Raw genomic sequence first — 20373 nt, forward strand, 5'->3', positions numbered from 1 at the left:
CAAATTGCCGCACTCCCGGCGAATTGCCGCCAAAGCCCGCTGCCACGAGGGGAATGGGTGCAGGCAACGCAAGGGGACGCGCATTGGCCTATAAGATGATCGCAGAACGCGACAATGAAAAGTGCAGTTTTGCCCGCGAGAGCCGGTTGCTCATCGTGGCGAAGGCAAAGGTGTGGGCGAGCGAGGGGTGGCAGGTCGTCATCACCGACCAGGACGGCAAGGCCTACACGCCGCCCGAGTTCGATCAGTTGCTGGCGGCGTGACCGCGCGACTGCCTTAGGGACGAGATTTGATCTAGCTGTTTGGTTGGGGCGCGATGGCATCGCGCCCCTGATGATTCCCGCAGCCGCTGAGGCGCGCGACGATCAAAGGCGCGTCCATCATTTCAATCATGAATAGAATGATTGTCGAGGCCGCCTTCAGGTGGTATTAAACTTGAAGTAGTTATATTTCGACAGGCAACCGAGGCGTCCCGTCGGGCAGCTCTCGATTTGGTCGCACATCATATTTTGAGCTCAGGCGAGGGCGGGGCGGTTGAGCTCGCATCCGGTGAGGACCTCCCATGAAGCACTGGCAGTTTTTGGCCGTGATGCCGCTGGCGTTCGCCGCGGCGATGCTGGCAGCGCCGTCACGGCCGGGCGCGCAGGCGCAAACGCCGCAATCGCAAGTGGCCGCACCTCCTTATATTCCGCAGGCGAAGTTCTGCGCCAATGGCACCAGCGGGCTGTGCTCGATCGTGCCGGCCTATATCGGGCCCGATCCCGGCCTGAAGCAAACCCAGGGCTATAACGGCCTCTACGGCCAGCCGCCCCAGAACGAGACGGCGGACGTGCAATCGCCGTTCGACAACATGTCCTGGCAGATGTTCGTGGCGCTCAACTGGGTGGCTGGTGGCGTCAAGGAGCCGGCGGCGCAGGGATTGACGCAGCCGGGCCGGCGCGTCTGGCAGACCTATCCGACGGTGTCCTCGCTGTTCGGCAATGCGCCCGTCATCGCCGGCTGCACCCAGGCGCTGGCTTTGCCGATCTTCCATATCGGCTCGGACGGCAAGGGCCAGCCGAAGCCGAACAACGAGGAATATCTGCAGGCCGCGACCAACAAGCCGCTGATCGACGTCAACGGCAACTGGACGCTGTTCGAGCGGCGTGTCAACGAAATCGAGGCGCAATATCTGCGTGCGCCCGGCGGCCAGAAATCGCAGACGCTGACCACGAAAGCCGGTCAGCTCAACTTCATCAAGAACAATCCCGGTGGCGCCGCATTTACGTCGTCGGCCACGGTGCCTGACGGCGCCAATGGGGCGATCGAGATCAAGGCGTCCTGGCGCATCCTCGACTCCTCGAAGGACAATCCGTCGAAATTCTTCACGCAGAACATCCTGCTTGCGGTGTCAGGCGATCTCGTGCGCGACGGCCGGCCGTTCTGCCGCAGCGAGCGGGTGGGGCTCGTCGGCATGCACATCCTCCAGCGCAATCCGGTGGACAAGGCCAATCCGGCGCTGCGACCGCAATGGATCTGGTCGACGTTCGAGCATGTCGACAACGCGCCGCTGGCAAAGGCTCCGTGCAACGTCGCGGATGGCTGCGGCACCGACAAGGCCACGGACTGGATCAACCAGCCGAGCTGCGGACCGGCAACGCCGGCGCCCGGATCGCATTTCGTTCTTCAACAGCGGCGCGCCGTCGACCCTCGGCACCAATATCGCGCCGCAATCGCCCGGCATCGGCAAGACGACATTCCCGTGGAATTCGCGCAAGCCCTATGCGCTGGGCGGCACGACCAGTGCGACGGCGCAGCCGCAAGCGGTGCGCTGCTGGCGAATCTACCCGACCACGAGCACCCTCAACGAGCAATGGCGGATGGCGCTGGGTTCGCTCAAGAGCGTATTCCAGAACTACATGCTGGTCGGCACCCAATGGGGCGGCAATGTCGAACCGCCGACTCCGCCCAATCCGGTTCCGTCCAACGCCGTGCCGGGCATGCTCTCCAACATGACGCTTGAAACCTACATCCAGAACTATCTGAGCAATGGCGCCGCAGGTCCCGGCTCATGTGTGAGTTGCCACGCCTTCGCGACGCTCGCGGACGGCAAGACCTCGGCGAATTTCAGCTTCCTGCCCGGTATCGTGGATTCGAATTCGCTGCGCGCCAAGATCAAGACGGCGCCGTAGTTCGTAGCCCGGATGGAGCGCAGCGACTCCGGGCTACGAAACACCGGGCAACGACCTATCGCCGGTAAGTCTGCGCAATCAGCCGCGCGTGCACGGCGCGCAGATCCGCACTCATGCGCGTCTGTCCTGTCGTGACAAAGGACAGCCAGGCGCCGTCGGCGGCGAGGCGCACGATATGAAGCTCGGGCGCCGCGTCGCTGGCACGATGGCGCTTCAGGCGCGCCTTCATCCAGTCGTTCCAGAGCCGGCGCAGTGACGTATCGGTGACCACGACCATGCTGAGCGCCGCCCACGGCGTGGCGAAGCCGAAGGCCTTGCCGGTGAACACCGCATTCACATAGGCGCGTGTGAAGCTGCCGCGTGGCTTGGGATCGGCCTCGATGGCGGCGTCGATCTCGGCATCGACGCGGGCGAGCAGATCGGCGAACAGGCCTTCGATCAGCGCCTGCTTGCTGCCGAAATGATGAAACAGCCCGCCCTTGGTGACGCCGGCCGCCGCGGCAACCGCCTGCACCGTGACGCCTGATACGCCGTGGTCCATCGCGATCGCCGCAGCATGGTCGAGCAGGGCGCGCCGCACCTGCGCGGGCTGCTTGGCGCGGGTATAGGCATTGGCCGGCATCAGTGTGCCGTCGTCTGCGAGAACAGGTTGATGACCACGACCCCGGATACGATCAGCCCGATCCCGACGAAGGCCGCGGCGTCCAGCATCTGGCGGAACAGCACGAAGGAGACGGTCGCGGTCAGGATGATGCCGACCCCACCCCAGATCGCATAGGCAATGCTCAGGGGAATGACCCGGATCGCCACCGACAGCGCGTAGAACGAGGCGACATAGAACAGCACCATGGCGAGCGTCGGCCACGGCCGCGTGAATTGCGCGGATTGCTGGAGGAACGCGGACGCCGTCACCTCGAGAACGATGGCGAGGGCAAGCGCGGCGTAGGCATTGAAGGCGGAGGTCATGGCAAGCTCGGGCACGATGCGCGAAGATACCGCGCGGTAGGTATGTTTAGCATACGGAGTATGGCTTTTGCCGGGAGGAGATATCACGTGTGAGTGACGAGCCTGCGACAGGGCGGAACCGGCTACCATGGATTGCCGAGGTTTCGCGGTGCCGGCAACACAAAGCTGCCGCGCGATGACACGCGCGGCGGCTTCGTCTTGCAACGGTTCGATGGCTTTAGTTGATCCGCACGGACAGTTCGACGTCCTCGGCAAAGGGCGTCGACATGTAGCCGCTTCCAGGCGCGCGTACGCGCGCAAGATAGTCGGGGCTGTCGTCCGCATTGTCGGCGATGATGACGGCCCCCGGCCTGAGATGACCCTCGACCAGATCCAGGATCTCCGGGTACAGAGCCTTGGCGCCGTCGAGCAGCACGAGATCGATCTGATCGGGCAGGTCGGCGCTGAGCGTTTTCAGTGCATCACCCTCGCGGATGTCGACGAGATCGATCAGTCCGCCGGCCGAGAGGTTCTCCCGCGCCCGCGCCGCCTTGGACGGCTCGAACTCGCTGGTGATGAGGCGGCCGCCGCCATTGTCGCGCAGGCCTGCCGCAAGGTGCAGGGTCGAGATGCCGAACGACGTCCCGAACTCGACGATCGCCTTGGCCCGCGAGCTGCGCGTCAGCATGTAGAGCAGATGACCGGTCTCGCGCGAGACCGCGAGCGGTGCGTCCTTCAGGCGGCCATAGAGGTCGCGGTAGTCGGTCTTGCTCCGCATCATCCGCGCGCGATCGGCATCGGACAGGTCGGCGACGGCGGCGTGCGTTGCGCTCCATGATGCTTCCGCCTCGACGAACAGGCGATCCAGAAGCGGCGCAAGCGATGTGATGGTCGGGGTGGTCATATGTCAGGTCTCCAGGCTTCGCGGCAAAGCGCCGTACTTGCGTGCGGAGTGAAATACGACTAATTCGTCGCATTTCCTATTCGCGTTCCCGGGATGCGTCATGGCCGACCGCCGAAGCCGTTCAGTTTCCTCACGAAAACACCCCAAGCAGGCTCGCTCCAGCGATCTGGTGGCGGCCATTCTGGATGCCGCTGTTCAGGTTCTGGCGACGGAAGGAGCGCAGCGTTTCACCACGGCACGGGTGGCGGAACGGGCCGGCGTGAGCGTCGGATCGCTCTACCAGTATTTTCCGAACAAGGCCGCGATCCTGTTTCGTCTCCAGAGCGACGAGTGGCGGCGCACGAGCGAACTGTTGCGCGGCATTCTCGAGAACCAGGCGGAGCCGCCTCTGGCGAGGCTGCGCGCGCTGGTCCATGCGTTCATTCGCTCCGAGTGCGAGGAGGCTGCGATCCGCGGAGCGCTCGACGACGCTGCGCCGCTCTATCGTGACGCGCCCGAAGCGCAGGATGCGCGCGCGGCCGGCGAGGGGATCATTGCGGCCTTCATGCGGGAAGTATTGCCGAAAGCCTCGGATGCAACGCGCGACCTCGCCGGCGAGCTGATCACGACGACGCTGAGTGAGGTCGGCAAGAGTTATTCGGAGGAGCCGCGGAGCGTAGTGGAGATTGCAGCCTATGCCGATGCCATGGCCGACATGTTCTGCGCCTATCTTGCGAGGCTGGCGCGGCGCTGAGGCATTGCTGACATCGGCGTTTGCAAGCCGATTGTCCTTCAGGTTTCGCCGGATCATGGGTTAGCCTTCGCTCGCCGTCCCGTATCCAGCCATCGAGCGCCGCGCCATGCATGTCCTTCGACCGCAGTTTCAGATCGAGGAGCAGCGCGCGCTGGAATTTGCCGGGCGTCGCGGCTTTGGCGTGATCGTGGCGGCGGATGATCGCGGCCCGCGGGCCTCTCACGTGCCGTTCGTGTTGAGCGAGCGCGATGGCCGCACTGTCGTGCAGATCCATTTCACGGCCAAGAACCCGCTCGTTGCGCTCGCGGATGGCGCGCGGCGCTTTCTGCTGATCGTTGCCGGCGACGATGCCTACATCTCGAACGACTGGTATTCCTCGCGCGATAACGTCTCGACCTGGCTCTACGAGGCCGTGCATCTGTCGGGCGTGGCGCAGCTGCGCGAGCTGGACGAGAACCGCAGGCACGGGGATGAGCTGCTCGCGGTCTCCGAGGCGCGGTTGCCGAAACGGCCCTGGGACCTTGCGCAGATGGAGGCCGCCAAGCGTGAAAGCATGCTGGCTGCGATCCGTGTCGTCGATCTCGTGGTGGATAATGTCGAGGGACAGGCCAAGCTCAATCAGCACAAGAGCGATGCCGACCATGTTGCGGTGGCCGGCAAGCTGGCGCGGTCGGACGAGAGCGGGCACCGGCGGTTGGCGCGGAAGATGCAGGCGCTGCGGCCGGGGCTGGGGTATGAAACCTTCTGATCTCGGCTACGCTTGCCACACCTGACGTTTGACCTTACGGACCTCCGCATGCTCGTCATCTCCATTCAAAGCCAGGTGGTCCACGGCCATGTCGGCAACAGCGCGGCCGCCTATGCCATGCAAGCGGAGGGGGTAAACGTCGCGGCGGTACCGACGACGCTGCTGTCAAATCATCCGCGCTATCCGACGTTGCGCGGGCGGGTGCTGGAGACCGAGCTCGTCGCCGATCTGCTGAGGGGCGTCGAGGAGCGCGGTCTCGTCGACGAGGCAACCGTGCTCGTCACCGGCTATCTCGGCTCGCCCGGCAATGCCGCCGTAATTGCCGATTTCGTCGAGCGGGCGCTGACGCGGAATTCGAAGCTGGTCTATCTCTGCGATCCCGTGATCGGCGATGACGGCCGCGTCTATGTCGCCGAGGGCATTCTGGACGTGGTCCGGCACCGGCTGCTGCCGGCCGCGAACCTGACCACGCCGAACCAGTTCGAGCTCGAGCTGCTCTCCGGCGTCACGATCGTGGACACGCAGGGCTTGCGCGCGGCGTGCGCGGCACTGGCGGGCCCCGGCCGCATCGATGTCGTCGCGACCGGCTGCACGCTTGCCGATACGGCCGAGGGGCAGGTGGAAACGATCCTCTGCGCTGATGGACAGTTGTCACGCTTCGCGACGCCGCGCTTGCCGATCCGACCCTCAGGCACCGGCGATCTCCTCACCGGCCTGATCGCGGCGCACTTGGCCAAGGGCAAGGCGATGGAGGCGGCGGTGCGGCTCGCGGTCGAGACCATCTTCGCGGTGCTGGTGCGCACGCAGGAGGCAGGATCGGCCGAGATGCGTCTCGTGCCGTTGCCGGAGCGGAACGCGTAACCGATCAGGTCGCGCGCTTGGCGGCCGATTGCGCCGACTTCTGCGGCTTTGACAAAACCTTGTGCTCCCGCGCGGCCTGCACCTTCGCGGGCTTTGCGTGAGCCGCGGCCCGCACCGCCTTTTTGGACTTCACGCTCGCGACGTCCCTGCGGTCTCCCGTGCCACGCTTCGAGACATATTCCGGACCGTCGACCGGGCCGACATGCGGCGGATCGCGGCCGAGATAGGGCCGGCCGATGCCGAGCGGCTTGCCGTTGGCGTCGACCCACTTCCACAGGATCTCGGTCGAGACCCAGCGCTGTGCGCGGTTGTTGCCCTGGGTGCTGACGATGTCGGCCGCCATGCCGTGGCCGTAGCCGCCGCGCGTGCTGCCGCCGTGATAGGAGCGGTCGGAGGCGGCCTTCAGGCCGCTCGCGATCGACTGGCGATAGTCGTCGCGGAACGCACTGGTGATGCCCGGCGAGAGGCCGGCGGCTTCGGCGGCGAGCAGCGTGCGAAACAGTTTTCTCTTGAAGCTCTTGTCCATGCCGCCGATGACGTAATCCATCATCGACATGCCGGCGCGCTCGGCCGCTTTCGGATCCTTCCAGCCAAAATCCTGGTCGACCAGCTTTGTGAAACTGCGCATCACCGTGACCATCTTGCCCTTGCGCTTGATGGTGACGGCGCGGCGCTCCTCGACCTTGAGCGAGTCTTCCTTGGCCGTGCGCTGGTAAAGCGCCCAAAGATAGCGGTCGATGCAGGCGTCCATGACGAAGCACTCGTCGAGCACGGCAACCGTGTCGGCCGGCGGCGAGGCCTTGCTCGGGGCAGGCGCGGGGCCGGTCGCGATCGCTGCAGGCGAGAGCTCATCGGTGACCACGATCTCGGAGGGGTCGGCGGATGCGAGTTTGACCGGCTCCGGCGCCGGTGCGGCTTCTGCCGGAGCAGCTTCGCTCACGGCGGGTGTGAGCGCAGGTGAAATTGGCAGCGCGAACGGCGCTTCCGTCGGCAAGATCAGCGCCGGATCGGCCGAAGCGAGCTTGATCGCAGGAGCGGGCTGCTCGGGCGTTGCAGCTTCGGCCGCCATGAGCGGCGGAGTTGCAGCGACAGCCGCCGCGATGTCGGCGGTCAAGGTCACGCCGTCCTCGATCGTCGCGGCGCGCGGGACGTCGGCGAGCTCGAGGCGGCTGACGTCTTTCGCACGCGAGACGGCAGCGGCATTGGCGCCGCTGTTCTCGATGAGAGCGGGAGCATAGGCGGAGAGGGAGAGCGCCAGCCAGCCGGCCATGACAGCCGAGGGGCACGAGACCGCCACCAGAAGAGACCGCCGATCGTTCATGATCCCTGCCTCCAAACGGTTCTGTTCGAACCAATCTTGTCGGACCAGATTTGCACAGCCAGGCACGCAGCACGTCAATTGTTCGGAGGACGGTGTGGCGGCGCAATGGCGCAATTCAACGAAAAAGGGCTTTTCGGGCGGGTGTTGCCGGAGCGCAACGCGAGTTCCCGGGCGGTTCCAGTGGCCTGCCGAGGCCTGCAATGCAACATTGATTGTCGTCAAATTCAGGGCCGTGAATTTACTCAATCTTGGATTGCGATGGTGCATTCCTCCCGCACCGGCAACGTCCGGTAGAGTTGGGAAGGACACGATCGTGACATTGAAACGCCTGCTGGCCGAATTCGCCGCCGATGAATCCGGCGCCACGGCAATCGAATACGGCCTGATCGCAGCGGCCATCGCGCTCGCCATCATCGAAGTGATTTACGCGCTCGGCACCAATCTCGTCGCCAAGCTGCAGGCGCTGGCGACAGCCCTGAAATAGGGCGTTTATCGGTCCGCTGATGCTCCGGACGCGCTGCAACGCCCCTGCGTTGCAGGAGCGTCCGCGAATCGTTGTGACAGTTAACCATCGCGTCCATGCGTGGCACGCGATGTTGCGATGCAGCAATGCATATCGCAATGCAGCAAATCAGCATTAGATGTGCTCCGAACCATCCTCCAGGAGCATCACCAATGAACAAGAAGACTTTGTCGATCGCAGCCGCCCTCGTCATCGCGGGCACGACTGCCACTTTCGCCGCCGAGCTGCCGGCCTATCAGGCGGACGGCATTCCGGCCTCGCCCATGCAGGTCCGCGTGCTCGGTGCCGCCCATGTCGAGCAGCAGGTGACGGCGCCCGCGACCAGCCTGACGGCGCTTCAGGCCAGCGTGCTGACGCCGCGCAAGATGAAGACCGCGACCGTGACCACGGGCTCCGCCCGCTAACATCGAGCCTCAAGCGACGGTCACGATGACGTGTGCATCGTGCCTATCGCAGGATTCGGGTTTTTAGAAGTCCTCGTTTCGCATTCGAGCCGCGTTCCCTCCGGGGAGCGCGGCTTTTTTTGTCGCCCGTGCGCGGATCGAGAAGCAGATACCGAAAAAGAATCGCTTGGGACCTTCGTTGTGTACCGCCGTTCAAGACGAGTGTGATCTCTTTAATAGTTGCTTTGCAGATCGCGGCGCTTGATGCGGGCGCCGCTCATCGCGGCCAATAATCGTTTTCATAATGGAGGGCCGTCATGCCCGTTGCGCAAAAAACTGTTGTCGTCGCCACCTCGCCGCGTGACTTCATCGTTCGTCATCTCGCGATGTTCGCAGCCGCCGCGTTGTTCGTGTTCGTGTTGAGCCTGACCTACGGGCTCGATCTCAGCCCCGGATTTTTCTGAGCTCCACACGCTTCGATGAGCGCAGGCTCGAGGGCGATCTTCCGTAGAGCTCGGCGAACGCGGCGTTGAATCGGCGCAGGCTGCCGAAGCCTGACTGGAACGCGATGTCCGTCATGGTGTGATCGCCGGCATCGAGCAGGCGCTTTGCGCGCTGGACGCGCAGCGTTTTCGCAAGCTGCTGGGGCGTGGCGCCGACATGGCGCTCGAACAAGCGCGCCAGATGGCGCGAGGAGATGCCGAGCCGCATCGCAAGCGTCACCACGGACCCCTCGTCGAGCGCGCCGTCATTGATCAGCTTGACCGCGCGCGCGACCGTCGAGCGCGTGCCGTTCCAGGCCGGGCAGAACGGCGCGGTCTCGGGGCGGCAGCGCAGACACGGCCGGAAGCCCGCCGCTTCGGCCGCGGCTGCCGTCGGATGATAGACGACGTTGCGCGTCAGCGGCTGCTTGGCCGGACAGACCGGGCGGCAATAGATCCCCGTGGTCCTCACCGCCGTGAAGAAACGGCCGTCATAGCGGGGATCCCGGCGTAGCCGCGCGGCGTTGCAAGTCTCGAAGCTCAAAGTCTCGAAGCTGAGCATGGCGAGATGATAGCGCATGTCGTCGCGAACGGAAGGCCTGCGGGATGACCGAGTCCGATTGTGGCGAGCAGCACACGCGCCGCGCGGCCTAGAACACGCCTCCCCATTCCACGCCGGAGAGCGCATCGTGACCAGCCCGAAAGACATCGTCCTCAACGCCTGGAAAACCTTCGCATCGCGCGATGCGGACCGCATCGCGGCGCTGTTCACGGACGATGCCGAATGGATCGCCCCGAAGGGCAATGCCACCGCGGTCGCGCTCGATCACACCGATCACATGGTGGGATCGCAAGCGATCGCGCGCTTCATCGCGCAGGAGATGCAGAAACTGTTTTCAGAGGTCGAGATCACCTTTCGCGGCGTCCATGCCGACGGCGATGTCGTGATCGTGGAGGAGCGGATGCGCGCGACGCTTCCCGGCGGCAAGCCCTACGAGAACGACTATTGCTTCGTGTTCACGGTCGCCGGCGATAAAATCCGCGAGGTCCGGGAATACATGGATACGCGCAAGGGATGGCGCATGGTGTTCGGCGAGGAGGCACGTTGAGCCGGCGCGTGCCAGCCCTGCACCCAAATGGGTTGAGCCTCCGCGCACGCTGACATAGAGCATTTCCCATGGATCAGCGAACGAGCGGCGCTGACGCTCTCACCCAAAAGAACGACGCGGCACCGGCGCTTCTCGGCGTCGTCTGCGGGCTGTCGGCGGCGCTGTTCTGGGCGCTCGGCTTTGCCGCCACGCGGCATGGCCTGAAGGCCGGCTTCACGCCGGTCGATCTGCTGGTGCATCGCTATGTCTGGTCGGGGATCGCGTTCCTGCCGCTGGTGATGCGTGCGGGGATCTCCGATCTCTGCGGCATCGGCTGGGGCAGGGGCCTCGTGCTGATGGTGCTCGGCGGCCCCGTGATGTCGCTGATCTCCTACATCGGCTTCCTGTTCGTGCCGCTCGGCCATGGCAGCGTGATCCAGCCGTCCTGCGCGACGCTCGGCGGCCTGCTGCTCGCAGCTCTCGTGCTGAAGGAACACATCTCGGCCTCGCGGCTTGCCGGCGCCATCGTCATCGTCGGCGGGCTCTGCGTGATCGGTGCGGAATCGATCGGCCATATCGGCGCTGACGGTGTGCAGGGCGATCTGATCTTCGTGCTGACAGGATTCATGTTCGCCGGCTTCGGCGCGGCGCTCCGCCATTGGCGCGTTTCCGCGGTGTCGGCCGCGCTCGTCATCAACGTGCTGTCGCTGCTGCTGCTGCCGGCTTATCTCGCGACCGTGGGTCTTGGCCATGTCGCGGCGCTCGGCTGGCACGAGAACGCCCTTCAGGCGCTGGCGCAGGGCGTGCTCGCCGGTCCCGCCGCGCTTTATCTGTTCGCCGTCTCGGTGCAGCGCCTCGGCGTCGCCCGCGCCGCGGTGTTCCCGGCCTGCGTGCCGGCGCTGACGCTGCTCACCGGCTGGCTGCTGCTCGGCGAGCAGCCGACGCTGTTGCAGGCGGCGGGATTGGTGACGGTGCTGTGCGGGTTTTATCTGGCGCAACGGCAGCGGTGATGTCGCTGCAGGACCGTGGTTCCATCCCTATATGATCGGGATGTCAGAACAGCTCAACAAATCCGCCGCACCGATGCTCGTGCGCCCGCGTCGCGCGGCGCCGGTTTTGGTGTGCAAAAAATGCCTCAAGCGCAGCGACGAAGGGCGCGATGTCAGGCGCGCGCTGAAGTCGGAATTGAAGGCGGCGAGGCGCGAAGGAACAAAGCCCGCGAAGCTGGTGATGACCGGCTGCTTGGGCCTGTGTCCGAAAAAATCGATCGTGCTCGCGAGCGGTGCGAGCCTCAAGCGACAGGAATATGTGCTGGTCGAGGCAAGCGATCAGGTCCCGCGGGCACTGGAAATGTTGGCGGACGAGTGACCCCGGGTGCGGCACCATCCCGGATTGCGCTTCGCGCCGTCCGGACTACGCTGCCCTTCATGTCAGTCCTGCTCAACATCGACGTTCCCGACGTCGCCGCCGCCACCACCTTCTACACATCAGCATTCGGCCTCACGGTCGGGCGCCGCTTCGGCACGGACTTCGTCGAGCTGCTCGGCTGGCCCGCGCCGGTGTATCTGCTGACCAAGCAGGCCGGCACGGTGGGCGCGGGCGAAGACCGCCGCCGCTATCAGCGGCACTGGACGCCGCTGCATCTCGACGTCGTCGTCGACGATGTCGATGCCGCGGTCACGCGGGCACTTGCCGCCGGCGCGGTGCTCGAGATGCTGGCGCGCGATGCGCCATATGGGCGGATCGCGATGCTGGCCGATCCGTTCGGGCACGGCTTCTGTCTGCTGGCGTTCAGCGCGAAGGGGTATGACGCGCTGCTCGGTGCGTAGGGCGGATTAGCGTAGCGTAATCCGCCACCTTGCCGCGCCGTTGGTGGATTACGCCTGCGGCTAATCCACCCTACGAAGCTTCGCTTGGCTCACGCCTTCTTCACGAACTCCGACTTCAAATTCATCGCGCCGATCCCGTCGATCTTGCAGGCGATGTTGTGGCCGTCGGTGGCGTCCTGGAGGCGGATGTTGCGGACCTTGGTGCCGCCCTTGACGACCGATGACGAGCCCTTGACCTTGAGGTCCTTCATCACGATGACGCTGTCGCCATCAGCGAGCGCATTGCCATGGGCGTCGCGCACGCCGGCCTCCTGCGCCACCGGCGCGGCCGCATCGCCAGCCGCGCTCCATTCATGGGCGCATTCCGGGCAGATCCAGAGATCGCGGTCCTGGTAGGCGTGTTCGGATTGGCAGTTCGGGCATGTCATCGGTTCGGTCATCGCTCGCCTGGTTTTGGAGCAAATCCTTTACCATGGCGGCCGGTCCCGTTTGAAGCGCTGGAACCTTAGCAATTCGGGAAAAATTCCGCGGTATCCATGTCCTGACATCAGGGAGCGTACGAGCATGAGCGATCATCGCGCAGCCGCCAGGCATCACACGTTGCGGACCGGCATCGTCGCGTTCGACAACGGCACCGGCAGCACCATCAGCGTGCCCTGCACGATCCGCGACGTCTCGGCGTCAGGCGCGCGGCTTCAGCTCAACAGCTCGGCCTGGGTGCCGGAACAGTTTGCGGTGATCTTCGGAAGCGGCCTGCGCAAGGACTGCCGGCTGGCCTGGCGCCGGGAGAGACTGATCGGCGGCGCGTTCGCGGACGGCTATGCCAGCGCGGAGGAGCAGGCCGCGATGATGACCGCGGACGAGCAGTCGCGACATCGGCTCGGCATTGGTGCCCGCGTCAAGGCCGCGCGCGAGAGCCGCGGCTATACCGAGACGCAGCTCGCCGAGCGCATCGGCGTCACGTCCGGCTTCGTGGCGCAGGCCGAGCAGGGCGAGGCGGACATTCCGCTGTACCAACTCATGCACATCGCCGATTTGCTGATGGTCGGTCTCGACGGGCTCGTGGCGGGGCCGGTGCCGGAGGACGTCGACGCGGCGTAGGGGACTGCAAAAACAAAAAAGTCGAAAACAACCCCATGCACAGTAGAAATCGCGTGCGATTTCAATGGTTCTGTAAAACCGAAGTGTGACTTGCGCCGTCGGGCAAAACAGGAGTAGGGTGGCATCATCGGCAGGCGTCGGTTTCGAGGGCCGGTGGCCCGCCGGCCAAACCTATTTCTGCACCATTGTCTGTGCGCCTGAGGAGGCCGGGGCAGGCTCCCATGGTGCCGGCAGGATCACGCGCACCGGGCGCGCCTCGCCGCTCGTGCTCACGGCGACCCTCGCGGGCTGGTCCTGCGCGCCTTCGGCGGCCGCCACGGCGATGGACGCCAGGATGAAACTCGCCGCGATCACCGCGGCCCGCAAATCAAACACCATCGTCGCGGTCCTCCATTGCTACAGAGAACGACCGATCGCCGAGAAAGTTCAGGGAAAAAGGTGCAATAAAATTGTCCGCGATCGCGCGGTGGCCGCAGGCGCCCGGAGCCGACAGCGGTCATTCAAGCAAGGCTAGCGCGAATTTGGCTTGCCTTGGCTTGAGTCCTTTTGCACTCTTCCAGCAAAGGAGATCAACGCATGAAGATCATGACCGTCGCATGTGCGCTTGGAACCGCGCTGGTGCTGTCCGGCCTCGGGACGTCGGGTGCCGACGCCCGGCCGCGGAGGGCGCAGGTCGTTGCGCAGGATCGGCTCATCGTCACGGCGCCCGTGCTCCGGCCGACGCCGTGGGATTACAACGTCGTTCCCCGCTATCGCTATCGCCCCGAAGACGACCGCGTCGATCCCTACGCCCCGCCGCCGGTGCCGTCCTATGTGCGCTACGAGGGATGGCGTTGGCCGTATTGGTGGTAGCGGTTGACAACGCGTAGGGTGGGCAAAGCGACAGCGTGCCCACGCATCATTCGTGATCGAGAGAAGTGGTGGGCACGGCGCAAGTGCGCCTTTGCCCACCCTACGGCCTTGCGGATCATCCCCGGCAAGCGGCACGAACTGTCGCTTCATCGCGTTAGCTGAGCGATCGATCGGGCGCATCCGGTTGCGCCAGTTATGGCGGGCCGTCGGACGCGGCTAAAAAAACGCCGCAGCGCTCAAATTCCCTTCAGAGATGCCCGCTTTTCATGAGATCTCGGGACCTGATTGCCTAGAAGACAGTATTGAATTTTTGTCTGAATACCGGAATAGTTCGGACATGGATCAGATACGTGCGGCGATGGCAGTTGCGACCGATGGGTTGAGCGGGTTCGCTGCGAAGGCAGCGCCATGACGCTGAATCTTGCGGGCGATGAACTGCTGTATTTGTCGCAGGCGGATGTCGTCGCATGCGATGCGCAGGTCGGCGAGTTGGAGGCCGCCCTCCGGCATGCCTTCCTTCGCCGCGCGGAAGGCGGGGTCTGGTCGCATCCCAAGGTCACCATCAGCGCAGGCGGGGCCAACATCTTCCGCGGCAAAGGCGCGGTGATGGATCGCCCGGGCTATGCGGCTTTCAAATGGTTCGGCTATTTCCCCGGCAACAGCAATGGTGTGCCGGACTTCATGCCGCTGATCGTTCTCAACGAGATCGAGACCGGACGGCCGGTGGCCATCATGGACGGGGTCTGGATTTCGGCGATCCGCACCGCGCTCATCTCGCTCGTCGCGGCGCGCGCCATGGCGCGCTCTGACGCGGGCACGATCGGTTTTCTTGCGTGTGGCGCCCAGGCGCGAAGCCATCTCGACATGTTTGCCGCGGCGTTTCCCTTGACCAAGGTCGTTGCGTTCAGCCGCCGCCTCGAGACGGCGGAGGCATTCGCCGCCAAAGCCCGCGAGAAAGGCCTGCAAGCTCGCGCCGTGTCCGATCCGCGCGCGGCGATCAAAGGCTGCGACATCGTCATCAGCTCCATTCCGCATGGTTCGGCAGACAACAGACAACTCGACGCCAACTGGGTCGAGCCGGGCACCTTCGTGTCTTCGGTGGATCTCGGCTTCGGCTGGAAGCGCGACACTCTTGCCGCCTTCGATCGCACCGTGACCGATGACCGCGAGCAGAGCACCGCCGGCCCAAACGGAGTCCTGAATTACGACGGACCGTTCGCCGGCGATATCGCCGATCTCGTGTCCGGTCGCATCGCCGGGCGCACCAGTCGCGACGAGCGCAATGCATTGATCTTTTCGGGCGCGGGCCTCGCGGATCTCGCCGCTGCGGCTTTCATCTATGAAGCGGCACGCGCCAAGGGCTTAGGCACGAGATTGCCGCGTTGAACTGATATCGACGCGTGTCGCACGCGTCACGGAATGGAGCGTAGGATGAGCAAGAAATCGTCGCCTGGACAGCAGATACAATCTGTCAATTCCCAGAAGACCATGATCGGCCGCCGACGGTTCATAGGGCTCGTCGGTGGCTCCGCGGCGCTCTTGGCAGCGCCGCGGATCGCATCGGCGCAGGCCTATCCTGATCGTCCGGTTCGCGCCATCGTCACCTTCGCGCCCGGCGGCACCGCCGATGTCTATGCGCGCCTGGCCTGCCAGTATCTTTCGGAAAAGCTTGGGCAGCGCTTCGTGGTGGAGAACATTGCGGGGGCGACCGGCAACCGCGGAACGGTCCAGGCTGCGCGGTCGACGCCTGACGGCTACACGATCCTGTTCGCGCTGAGCACGCACGCGGTCAACGCGTCGGTCTTCAGCAACATCCCATATGATCCGATCGCGGATTTCGTCGCTATCAACCTGTCGGTCTCCTCGACGCACGTGGTCTCCGTCAATCCCTCGATAGCAGTCAAGGATGCGAAGGAACTGGTGGCTTACCTGAAAGCGCGGTCCAATCAGAATTATGCGCATGGCGGGGTCGGTACCCAGGCGCATCTTCTCGCGGAGCGATTCAGGGTGACGCAGAAGCTCGATATCGTCGGCGTGCCGTTTCCAGGCGCAGGCCCGGCGGTTCAGGCCGTGGTCGGCAACCATGTGCCGATCGGGTGGAGCACCATGGCATCCGCCGGACCGATGATTGCGGGGCGGCAACTCAACGCGCTCGCGGTCACCGGAAAGACGCGCTCGAAACTGCTGCCCGATGTTCCGACGATGATCGAGCAGGGCTTCCCGGAGATCCAGGGTGACACCTGGGTCGGCGTCATGGCGCCGAAGGGGACGCCGGACAGCGTGGTCGGGATCATCAACACTGCGATCAGCGAGTTCCTGCAACAGCCGGCGGCGCAGCAGCGCCTTGCCGAGGTCGGCTTCGACGTCGTGAACAAGGGCCCGGCCGAATTTTCCCGCATCCTGGTCGAAGAGACCGGGTTCTGGAAAAAAATTGTGGAAGAGACGGGTGTGAAGGTCGAATAGGTCATCGATGGGCCCGGCCGTATTGGTTGGTAGAGGCCAACGGCGGACGCGGGATAAAGTCTTGTAGGATGGGTAGAGCGAAGCGAAACCCATCAACGCCCGTCGTGGAATGATGGGTTTCGCTTCGCTCTACCCATCCTACGCGCTGGCACCGAGATTCCGGAGCCGACAATCAATAGCGGCCGCCGCTGCCCTTTTGCTGCGTGATCCAATCCGACAATGATTGCCGTGCCGATCCCGCAGTCCGCCCCGGCGATGCCTTCGGAGTGTCGCGAACGCCTTTCGTCGGACGGGTGCGCGCCGCTTCCGTTGCGCCAGCGCTCTTCAAGGCTGCCGTCGATGCCTCCGCGGCTTCCTTCTCCAGGCGCAACTGCTTCAATCGCGCCATCTTGACGCGCTCCGCCTCGACTTCAGGTCGTTCGGCGAGCTGCGGCTTGGGTTGAGCAAGCTCGGCCGGGACCAAGACGCCGAGAATGGTGGTCTCGCCGAGCGCCTTGCAGGCCTCTAACCGATGCAGTCCCTCGACCAGAACGAGGCGGTCGCCGTCGAGCCGAACGGAAATGGGCTCCTGTTGCCCGATGTCCAGCATACTTTCCGCGATCTCCGCGACGGTCTCGGGCTTGATGGCCTTCTTCTGCTTCGTGGGAACGAAGATCTTCTCGATCGGGAAGCTTTCCGGTTTGGGCATAACTCGACTCTGGTTCTAGCGGGCCCGTCGGAACCCATGCCGGTGGGGTTGGGAGTTTAGGAGGGAAGGGCGCGACTGCAAAGGTAATTCAGCTCGTGGGATGGGTTGAGCTCTTGCGAAACCCATCATGTTTGTTGATTAGTTGGTGATGAGTATCGGTTCGCTCCGCCCAAGGAGGCGAGAAATGTCCAAATATGATCCGCTTAAAAGCCGATTGACCGCATTCCGGGAAGACTCACTGGCTCTATCGTTCGAGGAAATCGAAGGCTTGATTGGGCAACCGCTTCCGCCCTCTTCTCGTGACTATGACGAGTGGTGGAGCAACGAAGATCCTAAGAAAACGACTCACTCGCAAAGCAAGGCCTGGGTAACCGCCGGTTTCACTGCAGAGGTCGATCGATTGCGCAGACATGTAACATTCCGGCGCAAATAGCGAGCGAGTGATGACGCGCACGGTTAAGCCATCGGTTGAGGCCTATAGCGAGGCGCCGGTGTAGAGAGAAAGTCTCTCGCGAGTTGATCTCCATGCTCGTCAACGATCGCTCGAGCGGCGGGGATAAGTTCCGTGAGAGATCTACGGAAGTCATTAAGGGCAATCGGTTCGGCTGGGAATGGCGGATCGATGCGCCGAACGGCCGCTGGGCTCAGTAGAAGTCGTGCTTGGTTGGTCGCAGACAAGGATTGCAAGCGCATCGCTGCGAAGATCACATCGTTCCAGGCTAGTTTACCACCTGAATTCAGTTGTGCTTCTGAGACAATGTATGGGTCGTCGCCGCAACCTATGCTCAGCACATCGATCTGATCGCGTTCAAGATTAAAGCAAATCAGAGCCTCAACAACCGCCAGCATAATGGGATTGTTAGCCCACACACCTCCGTCTACGAGCGTGTAGCCCTCGTGCTCTAAGGGGCGAAAGAAGGTAGGTGCAGCGGAGGTTGCTAGGGCAACCTTCACCATAGGCTCTAAGCGATCTACCCTATAGTCGGCGTGGTGTGGTGTCTTGAATACGAAGACTTCGCTGTCCCTCCCTTCAAAAGCGGGAATGCAAAGACGGACAATTGAATCTCCAAGGAGCTTCGCCCCCAAAACATCCAGTAGAACGTTCTCCAAGGCATTTCGTTCATAGTAATAGTGAACAAGATTTCGCAACGCTTGCAGAGTTTTGCGAACGCTGCCGCGTTCCGGAAAAATCTCGGCGCCGCGGTGTGAGTACATTTCGGCGAGTTCTGACGCCCTCAGGCCGGCTCCAAGGCCGAGCGCGATAATTCCCCCGGTCGACGTGCCGGTCACCAAATCAAAATGCTTGGTGATTGGCTGGCCGCCCAGAAACCGCTGTTCGAGCTCGGAGAGAACAGTCGCAGAGAACAGGCCTTTAATGCCGCCCCCATCCAGAGATAAGATCCGAAAACGCCGACCTTTCGGCCAATCCTGTGGAATTCGCCGTTGCGGAATCGCGCCCTTCGAGCGTGGGTCTCCGGGTCCGAATAAGTGGGCAGGTTTAGGCATTCTTTACGTCTCCTCGGCGGGTGTCGGCCAGGCCCCAAGAATTCGCCGGATATCTGCCAGTACTCGAAAAACAGCAACCATTCCGAGGTCCACGGGATGATCGTCTTCGCGATGGACATCTCCGGCGTCCAGAACATCTCAGCCGGATCCCACAAGCACAGCGCTGGCCAAGCAGGATTGCGATCATTCCAATAAATGTGCGGCAGAAGCTTCTCGTTCGCCAACATCTCCGCGCCGATGAGGGGATCGACCACGTGGACGGTCACGTAGTCGTTTGCGAGAATCCATCCGGTGAAGATCGTCCTCCTAAAGTGGACGATGCGGACGCGGTAGCTCTTCGAGGCCGGTTTGAGCGGCCCTTCCCATACGGCGATCCAATCGGCATGTGCAGTCAGCCGGAAGTCGGGAAAGACGCGCCGGATCTCGCCGTCTTGCTCATTGATGCTTCGGTAAGTCATCGGGGTGATCGCCGAAGAATCGGTGCGGCGGCGCCGACAAGGCGACGCTCGGTGCCGCTGCGCCGCCGGCCACGGCGGCTGAGATAGTCGCCTTGCCCGGCATGAAGCGGCTGCCGCTCGAGCCGACGTCCTTGCCGACGCGCAAAACGTGGTCCTTCACCGCCGATCGCGCTGGCTTCTCGCCGAACAGATCCTCAAGGATTTGCTGCATCTCGGGCAGGCCGATTTCGCCGCTGAGCCGTCGTAGCTTGACGGTGAGGTCGCCTAGTTCGCGAATGAAGATAGCTTGGTCGCTCAGGTCGGCGGGCCAGCGGTCCGTGAGGATGTCAGCGTTACACATCGGGTTGCTGGCGAAGACCTTCTCGCCGCGGTCGTGCGCCTTCCCAACGATGGCCAGCATGCTCTCGGCCTGGAAACTGAGCTCCTCCACCAGCGACTTCGCCCGATTGGCATGATTGGCCACGTAATAGGCGAGCAACACCGAAGGCGGCAGCCGCCGATTCGGGTGCCGCTTGTCGTAGGCCAGGTTGCGCCAGCGTTTGATTAACTGCAGCGCGATGACGGCACGCGACTTCTGGTATGCCGGACACTGCTCTGGCACGGGGTCCGCGTCTGCGCGCTTTGAAAGGATCGCGCGCTCGCGATCGTAGTCCAGTGACCGTCGCTCGAAGAAGTTGCCGAAATCCTGATCCGGCGGGGTCCTGGACATGAACCACTGCGCGAAACCATGCGGGTTCGCGAACAGGGACTTCTTCGCCCACGGCTCCTCAGGCTTCGAGTGGAAGATAAGTCCCGTCTTTTCGATAGTGCCCGGGAGGCGAACGGTGGGGGTCACGTCGAGATGCATGCCGTCGTAATTGACGGTGCTACAGCGAGTCTTCCGGTCGGTCTTGAGGTAGTAGCGAGAGCCAAGCTCGCCGCGGATTGCATCGTGGAGGATCGCTAGCGCATCTTCAGGATCGACGTCGACGCGGTAAGCAAGGTCGGCCATAACGTCGATGTCAAATTCGTCGTCGCTAGAGTGGCGCGCGACAGTGGCGCCGATCGCGAAGCCACCCTGCGTGTAGAAGTCGCGAATGTAGCCCTTGAGTGGGCTATCCTCGCGCTCAAGCCAATCGTTGATGGCGTGGTAGTGGTCGACGGCTAACTGGTAGTCGGTCGGACTAAGCTGAATCCGGATCGCGACGTCGGCTAGCATGACATCAATTGTGGAGTAGCTCGCGATCTGACGCAGATAGCGATCGGAATAGTTCATATCGACGCTCCTCTACAACTCTAGCTTCAATTCCCGTTTCGTTCCTTCCACCATTTTCCGGC

The 20373-nt window shown here is 63.5% G+C and carries 28 protein-coding genes; 18 read left to right on the top strand and 10 right to left on the bottom strand.

Going from position 1 to position 20373, the window contains the following annotated elements; all coding sequences use genetic code 11:
- The first annotated feature begins 53 nt into the window (after positions 1-53).
- From AB7532_RS16470 to AB7532_RS16480, 3 genes are all read left to right on the top strand, one after another.
- Positions 54-263 carry a hypothetical protein gene (locus AB7532_RS16470; RefSeq protein ID WP_441235823.1) on the top strand — a complete coding sequence of 70 codons (210 nt, stop codon included), beginning with the start codon at positions 54-56 and terminating at the stop codon, positions 261-263.
- Positions 264-562: 299 nt separating this feature from the next.
- Positions 563-2002 (top strand): hypothetical protein, encoded by a 1440-nt coding sequence (locus tag AB7532_RS16475; protein ID WP_441235824.1) that lies wholly within the window; start codon positions 563-565, stop codon positions 2000-2002.
- Entirely contained in the window at positions 1992-2171 is a 180-nt protein-coding gene (locus tag AB7532_RS16480) for a hypothetical protein (protein ID WP_441235825.1), read from the top strand. The genes AB7532_RS16475 and AB7532_RS16480 overlap by 11 nt, the downstream gene beginning before the upstream one ends.
- Positions 2172-2226: 55 nt before the next feature.
- On the opposite strand, the gene AB7532_RS16485 is transcribed toward AB7532_RS16480, so the two are convergent.
- The 3 genes from AB7532_RS16485 to AB7532_RS16495 all read right to left on the bottom strand — a co-directional run bounded on the left by AB7532_RS16485 (position 2227) and on the right by AB7532_RS16495 (position 4020).
- Positions 2227-2793, bottom strand: coding sequence for a TetR family transcriptional regulator (locus AB7532_RS16485; RefSeq protein WP_441235826.1), 567 nt, complete (start codon positions 2791-2793; stop codon positions 2227-2229).
- On the bottom strand, positions 2793-3137 hold the full coding sequence (locus AB7532_RS16490; protein WP_063683827.1) for a DMT family transporter: 345 nt from the start codon (positions 3135-3137) through the stop codon (positions 2793-2795). The genes AB7532_RS16485 and AB7532_RS16490 overlap by 1 nt, the downstream gene beginning before the upstream one ends.
- A 217-nt stretch (positions 3138-3354) precedes the next feature.
- Positions 3355-4020 carry an O-methyltransferase gene (locus AB7532_RS16495; protein WP_441235827.1) on the bottom strand — a complete coding sequence of 222 codons (666 nt, stop codon included), beginning with the start codon at positions 4018-4020 and terminating at the stop codon, positions 3355-3357.
- 100 nt (positions 4021-4120) lie between these two features.
- Between AB7532_RS16495 and AB7532_RS16500 the strand changes: the two genes are divergently transcribed.
- The 3 genes from AB7532_RS16500 (at position 4121) to pdxY (ending at position 6362) form a co-directional block, all read left to right on the top strand.
- The gene (locus AB7532_RS16500) at positions 4121-4753 is read left to right on the top strand and encodes a TetR family transcriptional regulator (protein ID WP_441235828.1); all 633 of its coding nucleotides are present in this window, start codon (positions 4121-4123) and stop codon (positions 4751-4753) included.
- 106 nt (positions 4754-4859) lie between these two features.
- Positions 4860-5501 carry an FMN-binding negative transcriptional regulator gene (locus AB7532_RS16505; RefSeq protein WP_441235829.1) on the top strand — a complete coding sequence of 214 codons (642 nt, stop codon included), beginning with the start codon at positions 4860-4862 and terminating at the stop codon, positions 5499-5501.
- Positions 5502-5549: 48 nt separating this feature from the next.
- Complete coding sequence (gene pdxY, locus AB7532_RS16510; RefSeq protein WP_441235830.1) at positions 5550-6362, top strand: pyridoxal kinase; 813 nt, start codon at positions 5550-5552, stop codon at positions 6360-6362.
- A 4-nt stretch (positions 6363-6366) separates the two neighbouring features.
- On the opposite strand, the gene AB7532_RS16515 is transcribed toward pdxY, so the two are convergent.
- On the bottom strand, positions 6367-7683 hold the full coding sequence (locus AB7532_RS16515; RefSeq protein WP_441235831.1) for a hypothetical protein: 1317 nt from the start codon (positions 7681-7683) through the stop codon (positions 6367-6369).
- Between the two features lie 319 nt (positions 7684-8002).
- Between AB7532_RS16515 and AB7532_RS16520 the strand changes: the two genes are divergently transcribed.
- The 3 genes from AB7532_RS16520 to AB7532_RS16530 all read left to right on the top strand — a co-directional run bounded on the left by AB7532_RS16520 (position 8003) and on the right by AB7532_RS16530 (position 9053).
- Positions 8003-8167 (top strand): Flp family type IVb pilin, encoded by a 165-nt coding sequence (locus tag AB7532_RS16520; RefSeq protein WP_441239293.1) that lies wholly within the window; start codon positions 8003-8005, stop codon positions 8165-8167.
- A 191-nt stretch (positions 8168-8358) separates the two neighbouring features.
- Positions 8359-8610 (top strand): hypothetical protein, encoded by a 252-nt coding sequence (locus AB7532_RS16525; RefSeq protein WP_441235832.1) that lies wholly within the window; start codon positions 8359-8361, stop codon positions 8608-8610.
- Between the two features lie 296 nt (positions 8611-8906).
- On the top strand, positions 8907-9053 hold the full coding sequence (locus AB7532_RS16530; RefSeq protein ID WP_441235833.1) for a hypothetical protein: 147 nt from the start codon (positions 8907-8909) through the stop codon (positions 9051-9053).
- On the opposite strand, the gene AB7532_RS16535 is transcribed toward AB7532_RS16530, so the two are convergent.
- The gene (locus AB7532_RS16535; RefSeq protein WP_441235834.1) at positions 9034-9651 is read right to left on the bottom strand and encodes a bifunctional transcriptional activator/DNA repair enzyme AdaA; all 618 of its coding nucleotides are present in this window, start codon (positions 9649-9651) and stop codon (positions 9034-9036) included. The two genes, AB7532_RS16530 and AB7532_RS16535, sit on opposite strands and share 20 nt — an antisense overlap.
- Before the next feature lie 109 nt (positions 9652-9760).
- On the opposite strand from AB7532_RS16535, the gene AB7532_RS16540 reads away from it, so the two are divergent.
- The 4 genes from AB7532_RS16540 (at position 9761) to AB7532_RS16555 (ending at position 11988) form a co-directional block, all read left to right on the top strand.
- The gene (locus AB7532_RS16540; protein ID WP_441235835.1) at positions 9761-10180 is read left to right on the top strand and encodes a nuclear transport factor 2 family protein; all 420 of its coding nucleotides are present in this window, start codon (positions 9761-9763) and stop codon (positions 10178-10180) included.
- Between the two features lie 68 nt (positions 10181-10248).
- The gene (locus AB7532_RS16545) at positions 10249-11169 is read left to right on the top strand and encodes a DMT family transporter (RefSeq protein WP_441235836.1); all 921 of its coding nucleotides are present in this window, start codon (positions 10249-10251) and stop codon (positions 11167-11169) included.
- A 40-nt stretch (positions 11170-11209) separates the two neighbouring features.
- Positions 11210-11527, top strand: a complete 318-nt coding sequence (locus tag AB7532_RS16550) for a hypothetical protein (protein WP_441235837.1) — start codon at positions 11210-11212, stop codon at positions 11525-11527.
- Between the two features lie 59 nt (positions 11528-11586).
- The gene (locus tag AB7532_RS16555; protein WP_441235838.1) at positions 11587-11988 is read left to right on the top strand and encodes a VOC family protein; all 402 of its coding nucleotides are present in this window, start codon (positions 11587-11589) and stop codon (positions 11986-11988) included.
- A gap of 89 nt (positions 11989-12077) precedes the next feature.
- On the opposite strand, the gene AB7532_RS16560 is transcribed toward AB7532_RS16555, so the two are convergent.
- Positions 12078-12428: a zinc ribbon domain-containing protein YjdM gene (locus tag AB7532_RS16560; protein WP_441235839.1), complete on the bottom strand. Its 351-nt coding sequence runs from the start codon at positions 12426-12428 to the stop codon at positions 12078-12080.
- Between the two features lie 124 nt (positions 12429-12552).
- Between AB7532_RS16560 and AB7532_RS16565 the strand changes: the two genes are divergently transcribed.
- The gene (locus AB7532_RS16565; protein ID WP_441235840.1) at positions 12553-13089 is read left to right on the top strand and encodes a helix-turn-helix domain-containing protein; all 537 of its coding nucleotides are present in this window, start codon (positions 12553-12555) and stop codon (positions 13087-13089) included.
- Between the two features lie 171 nt (positions 13090-13260).
- Here AB7532_RS16565 and AB7532_RS16570 read toward each other — a convergent pair whose 3' ends face one another.
- Positions 13261-13467: a hypothetical protein gene (locus AB7532_RS16570; RefSeq protein ID WP_441235841.1), complete on the bottom strand. Its 207-nt coding sequence runs from the start codon at positions 13465-13467 to the stop codon at positions 13261-13263.
- Positions 13468-13665: 198 nt separating this feature from the next.
- Between AB7532_RS16570 and AB7532_RS16575 the strand changes: the two genes are divergently transcribed.
- The 3 genes from AB7532_RS16575 (at position 13666) to AB7532_RS16585 (ending at position 16404) form a co-directional block, all read left to right on the top strand.
- Entirely contained in the window at positions 13666-13941 is a 276-nt protein-coding gene (locus AB7532_RS16575) for a hypothetical protein (protein ID WP_441235842.1), read from the top strand.
- 408 nt (positions 13942-14349) lie between these two features.
- The gene (locus AB7532_RS16580) at positions 14350-15327 is read left to right on the top strand and encodes an ornithine cyclodeaminase family protein (protein WP_441235843.1); all 978 of its coding nucleotides are present in this window, start codon (positions 14350-14352) and stop codon (positions 15325-15327) included.
- Between the two features lie 45 nt (positions 15328-15372).
- Complete coding sequence (locus tag AB7532_RS16585; protein ID WP_441235844.1) at positions 15373-16404, top strand: Bug family tripartite tricarboxylate transporter substrate binding protein; 1032 nt, start codon at positions 15373-15375, stop codon at positions 16402-16404.
- A gap of 172 nt (positions 16405-16576) precedes the next feature.
- Here AB7532_RS16585 and AB7532_RS16590 read toward each other — a convergent pair whose 3' ends face one another.
- Positions 16577-17092: a ParB N-terminal domain-containing protein gene (locus tag AB7532_RS16590; RefSeq protein WP_441235845.1), complete on the bottom strand. Its 516-nt coding sequence runs from the start codon at positions 17090-17092 to the stop codon at positions 16577-16579.
- A gap of 184 nt (positions 17093-17276) precedes the next feature.
- Here AB7532_RS16590 and AB7532_RS16595 point away from each other — a divergent pair, with 184 nt between their 5' ends.
- Entirely contained in the window at positions 17277-17525 is a 249-nt protein-coding gene (locus tag AB7532_RS16595) for a DUF7662 domain-containing protein (RefSeq protein ID WP_441235846.1), read from the top strand.
- Positions 17526-17548: 23 nt separating this feature from the next.
- On the opposite strand, the gene AB7532_RS16600 is transcribed toward AB7532_RS16595, so the two are convergent.
- Together AB7532_RS16600 and AB7532_RS16605 are read right to left on the bottom strand one after the other, a co-directional pair.
- Entirely contained in the window at positions 17549-18598 is a 1050-nt protein-coding gene (locus tag AB7532_RS16600) for a CBASS cGAMP-activated phospholipase (RefSeq protein ID WP_441235847.1), read from the bottom strand.
- Positions 18599-19033: 435 nt separating this feature from the next.
- Positions 19034-20311 (bottom strand): nucleotidyltransferase domain-containing protein, encoded by a 1278-nt coding sequence (locus AB7532_RS16605; RefSeq protein WP_441235848.1) that lies wholly within the window; start codon positions 20309-20311, stop codon positions 19034-19036.
- Positions 20312-20373 lie beyond the last annotated feature (62 nt).

This window comes from Bradyrhizobium sp. 930_D9_N1_4 (assembly GCF_052076015.1).
GTDB lineage: Bacteria > Pseudomonadota > Alphaproteobacteria > Rhizobiales > Xanthobacteraceae > Bradyrhizobium.

Excerpts from the sequence above, each read along its gene's own strand:
- AB7532_RS16470 (WP_441235823.1), top strand. The coding sequence starts at position 54 with ATGGGTGCAGGCAACGCAAGGGGACGCGCATTGGCCTATAAGATGATC.
- AB7532_RS16475 (WP_441235824.1), top strand. The coding sequence starts at position 563 with ATGAAGCACTGGCAGTTTTTGGCCGTGATGCCGCTGGCGTTCGCCGCG.
- AB7532_RS16480 (WP_441235825.1), top strand. The coding sequence starts at position 1,992 with ATGACGCTTGAAACCTACATCCAGAACTATCTGAGCAATGGCGCCGCA.
- AB7532_RS16485 (WP_441235826.1), bottom strand. The coding sequence starts at position 2,793 with ATGCCGGCCAATGCCTATACCCGCGCCAAGCAGCCCGCGCAGGTGCGG.
- AB7532_RS16490 (WP_063683827.1), bottom strand. The coding sequence starts at position 3,137 with ATGACCTCCGCCTTCAATGCCTACGCCGCGCTTGCCCTCGCCATCGTT.
- AB7532_RS16495 (WP_441235827.1), bottom strand. The coding sequence starts at position 4,020 with ATGACCACCCCGACCATCACATCGCTTGCGCCGCTTCTGGATCGCCTG.
- AB7532_RS16500 (WP_441235828.1), top strand. The coding sequence starts at position 4,121 with ATGGCCGACCGCCGAAGCCGTTCAGTTTCCTCACGAAAACACCCCAAG.
- AB7532_RS16505 (WP_441235829.1), top strand. The coding sequence starts at position 4,860 with ATGCATGTCCTTCGACCGCAGTTTCAGATCGAGGAGCAGCGCGCGCTG.
- pdxY (WP_441235830.1), top strand. The coding sequence starts at position 5,550 with ATGCTCGTCATCTCCATTCAAAGCCAGGTGGTCCACGGCCATGTCGGC.
- AB7532_RS16515 (WP_441235831.1), bottom strand. The coding sequence starts at position 7,683 with ATGAACGATCGGCGGTCTCTTCTGGTGGCGGTCTCGTGCCCCTCGGCT.
- AB7532_RS16525 (WP_441235832.1), top strand. The coding sequence starts at position 8,359 with ATGAACAAGAAGACTTTGTCGATCGCAGCCGCCCTCGTCATCGCGGGC.
- AB7532_RS16530 (WP_441235833.1), top strand. The coding sequence starts at position 8,907 with ATGCCCGTTGCGCAAAAAACTGTTGTCGTCGCCACCTCGCCGCGTGAC.
- AB7532_RS16535 (WP_441235834.1), bottom strand. The coding sequence starts at position 9,651 with ATGCGCTATCATCTCGCCATGCTCAGCTTCGAGACTTTGAGCTTCGAG.
- AB7532_RS16545 (WP_441235836.1), top strand. The coding sequence starts at position 10,249 with ATGGATCAGCGAACGAGCGGCGCTGACGCTCTCACCCAAAAGAACGAC.
- AB7532_RS16550 (WP_441235837.1), top strand. The coding sequence starts at position 11,210 with ATGTCAGAACAGCTCAACAAATCCGCCGCACCGATGCTCGTGCGCCCG.
- AB7532_RS16555 (WP_441235838.1), top strand. The coding sequence starts at position 11,587 with ATGTCAGTCCTGCTCAACATCGACGTTCCCGACGTCGCCGCCGCCACC.
- AB7532_RS16560 (WP_441235839.1), bottom strand. The coding sequence starts at position 12,428 with ATGACCGAACCGATGACATGCCCGAACTGCCAATCCGAACACGCCTAC.
- AB7532_RS16565 (WP_441235840.1), top strand. The coding sequence starts at position 12,553 with ATGAGCGATCATCGCGCAGCCGCCAGGCATCACACGTTGCGGACCGGC.
- AB7532_RS16570 (WP_441235841.1), bottom strand. The coding sequence starts at position 13,467 with ATGGTGTTTGATTTGCGGGCCGCGGTGATCGCGGCGAGTTTCATCCTG.
- AB7532_RS16575 (WP_441235842.1), top strand. The coding sequence starts at position 13,666 with ATGAAGATCATGACCGTCGCATGTGCGCTTGGAACCGCGCTGGTGCTG.
- AB7532_RS16580 (WP_441235843.1), top strand. The coding sequence starts at position 14,350 with ATGACGCTGAATCTTGCGGGCGATGAACTGCTGTATTTGTCGCAGGCG.
- AB7532_RS16585 (WP_441235844.1), top strand. The coding sequence starts at position 15,373 with ATGAGCAAGAAATCGTCGCCTGGACAGCAGATACAATCTGTCAATTCC.
- AB7532_RS16590 (WP_441235845.1), bottom strand. The coding sequence starts at position 17,092 with ATGCCCAAACCGGAAAGCTTCCCGATCGAGAAGATCTTCGTTCCCACG.
- AB7532_RS16595 (WP_441235846.1), top strand. The coding sequence starts at position 17,277 with ATGTCCAAATATGATCCGCTTAAAAGCCGATTGACCGCATTCCGGGAA.
- AB7532_RS16600 (WP_441235847.1), bottom strand. The coding sequence starts at position 18,598 with ATGCCTAAACCTGCCCACTTATTCGGACCCGGAGACCCACGCTCGAAG.
- AB7532_RS16605 (WP_441235848.1), bottom strand. The coding sequence starts at position 20,311 with ATGAACTATTCCGATCGCTATCTGCGTCAGATCGCGAGCTACTCCACA.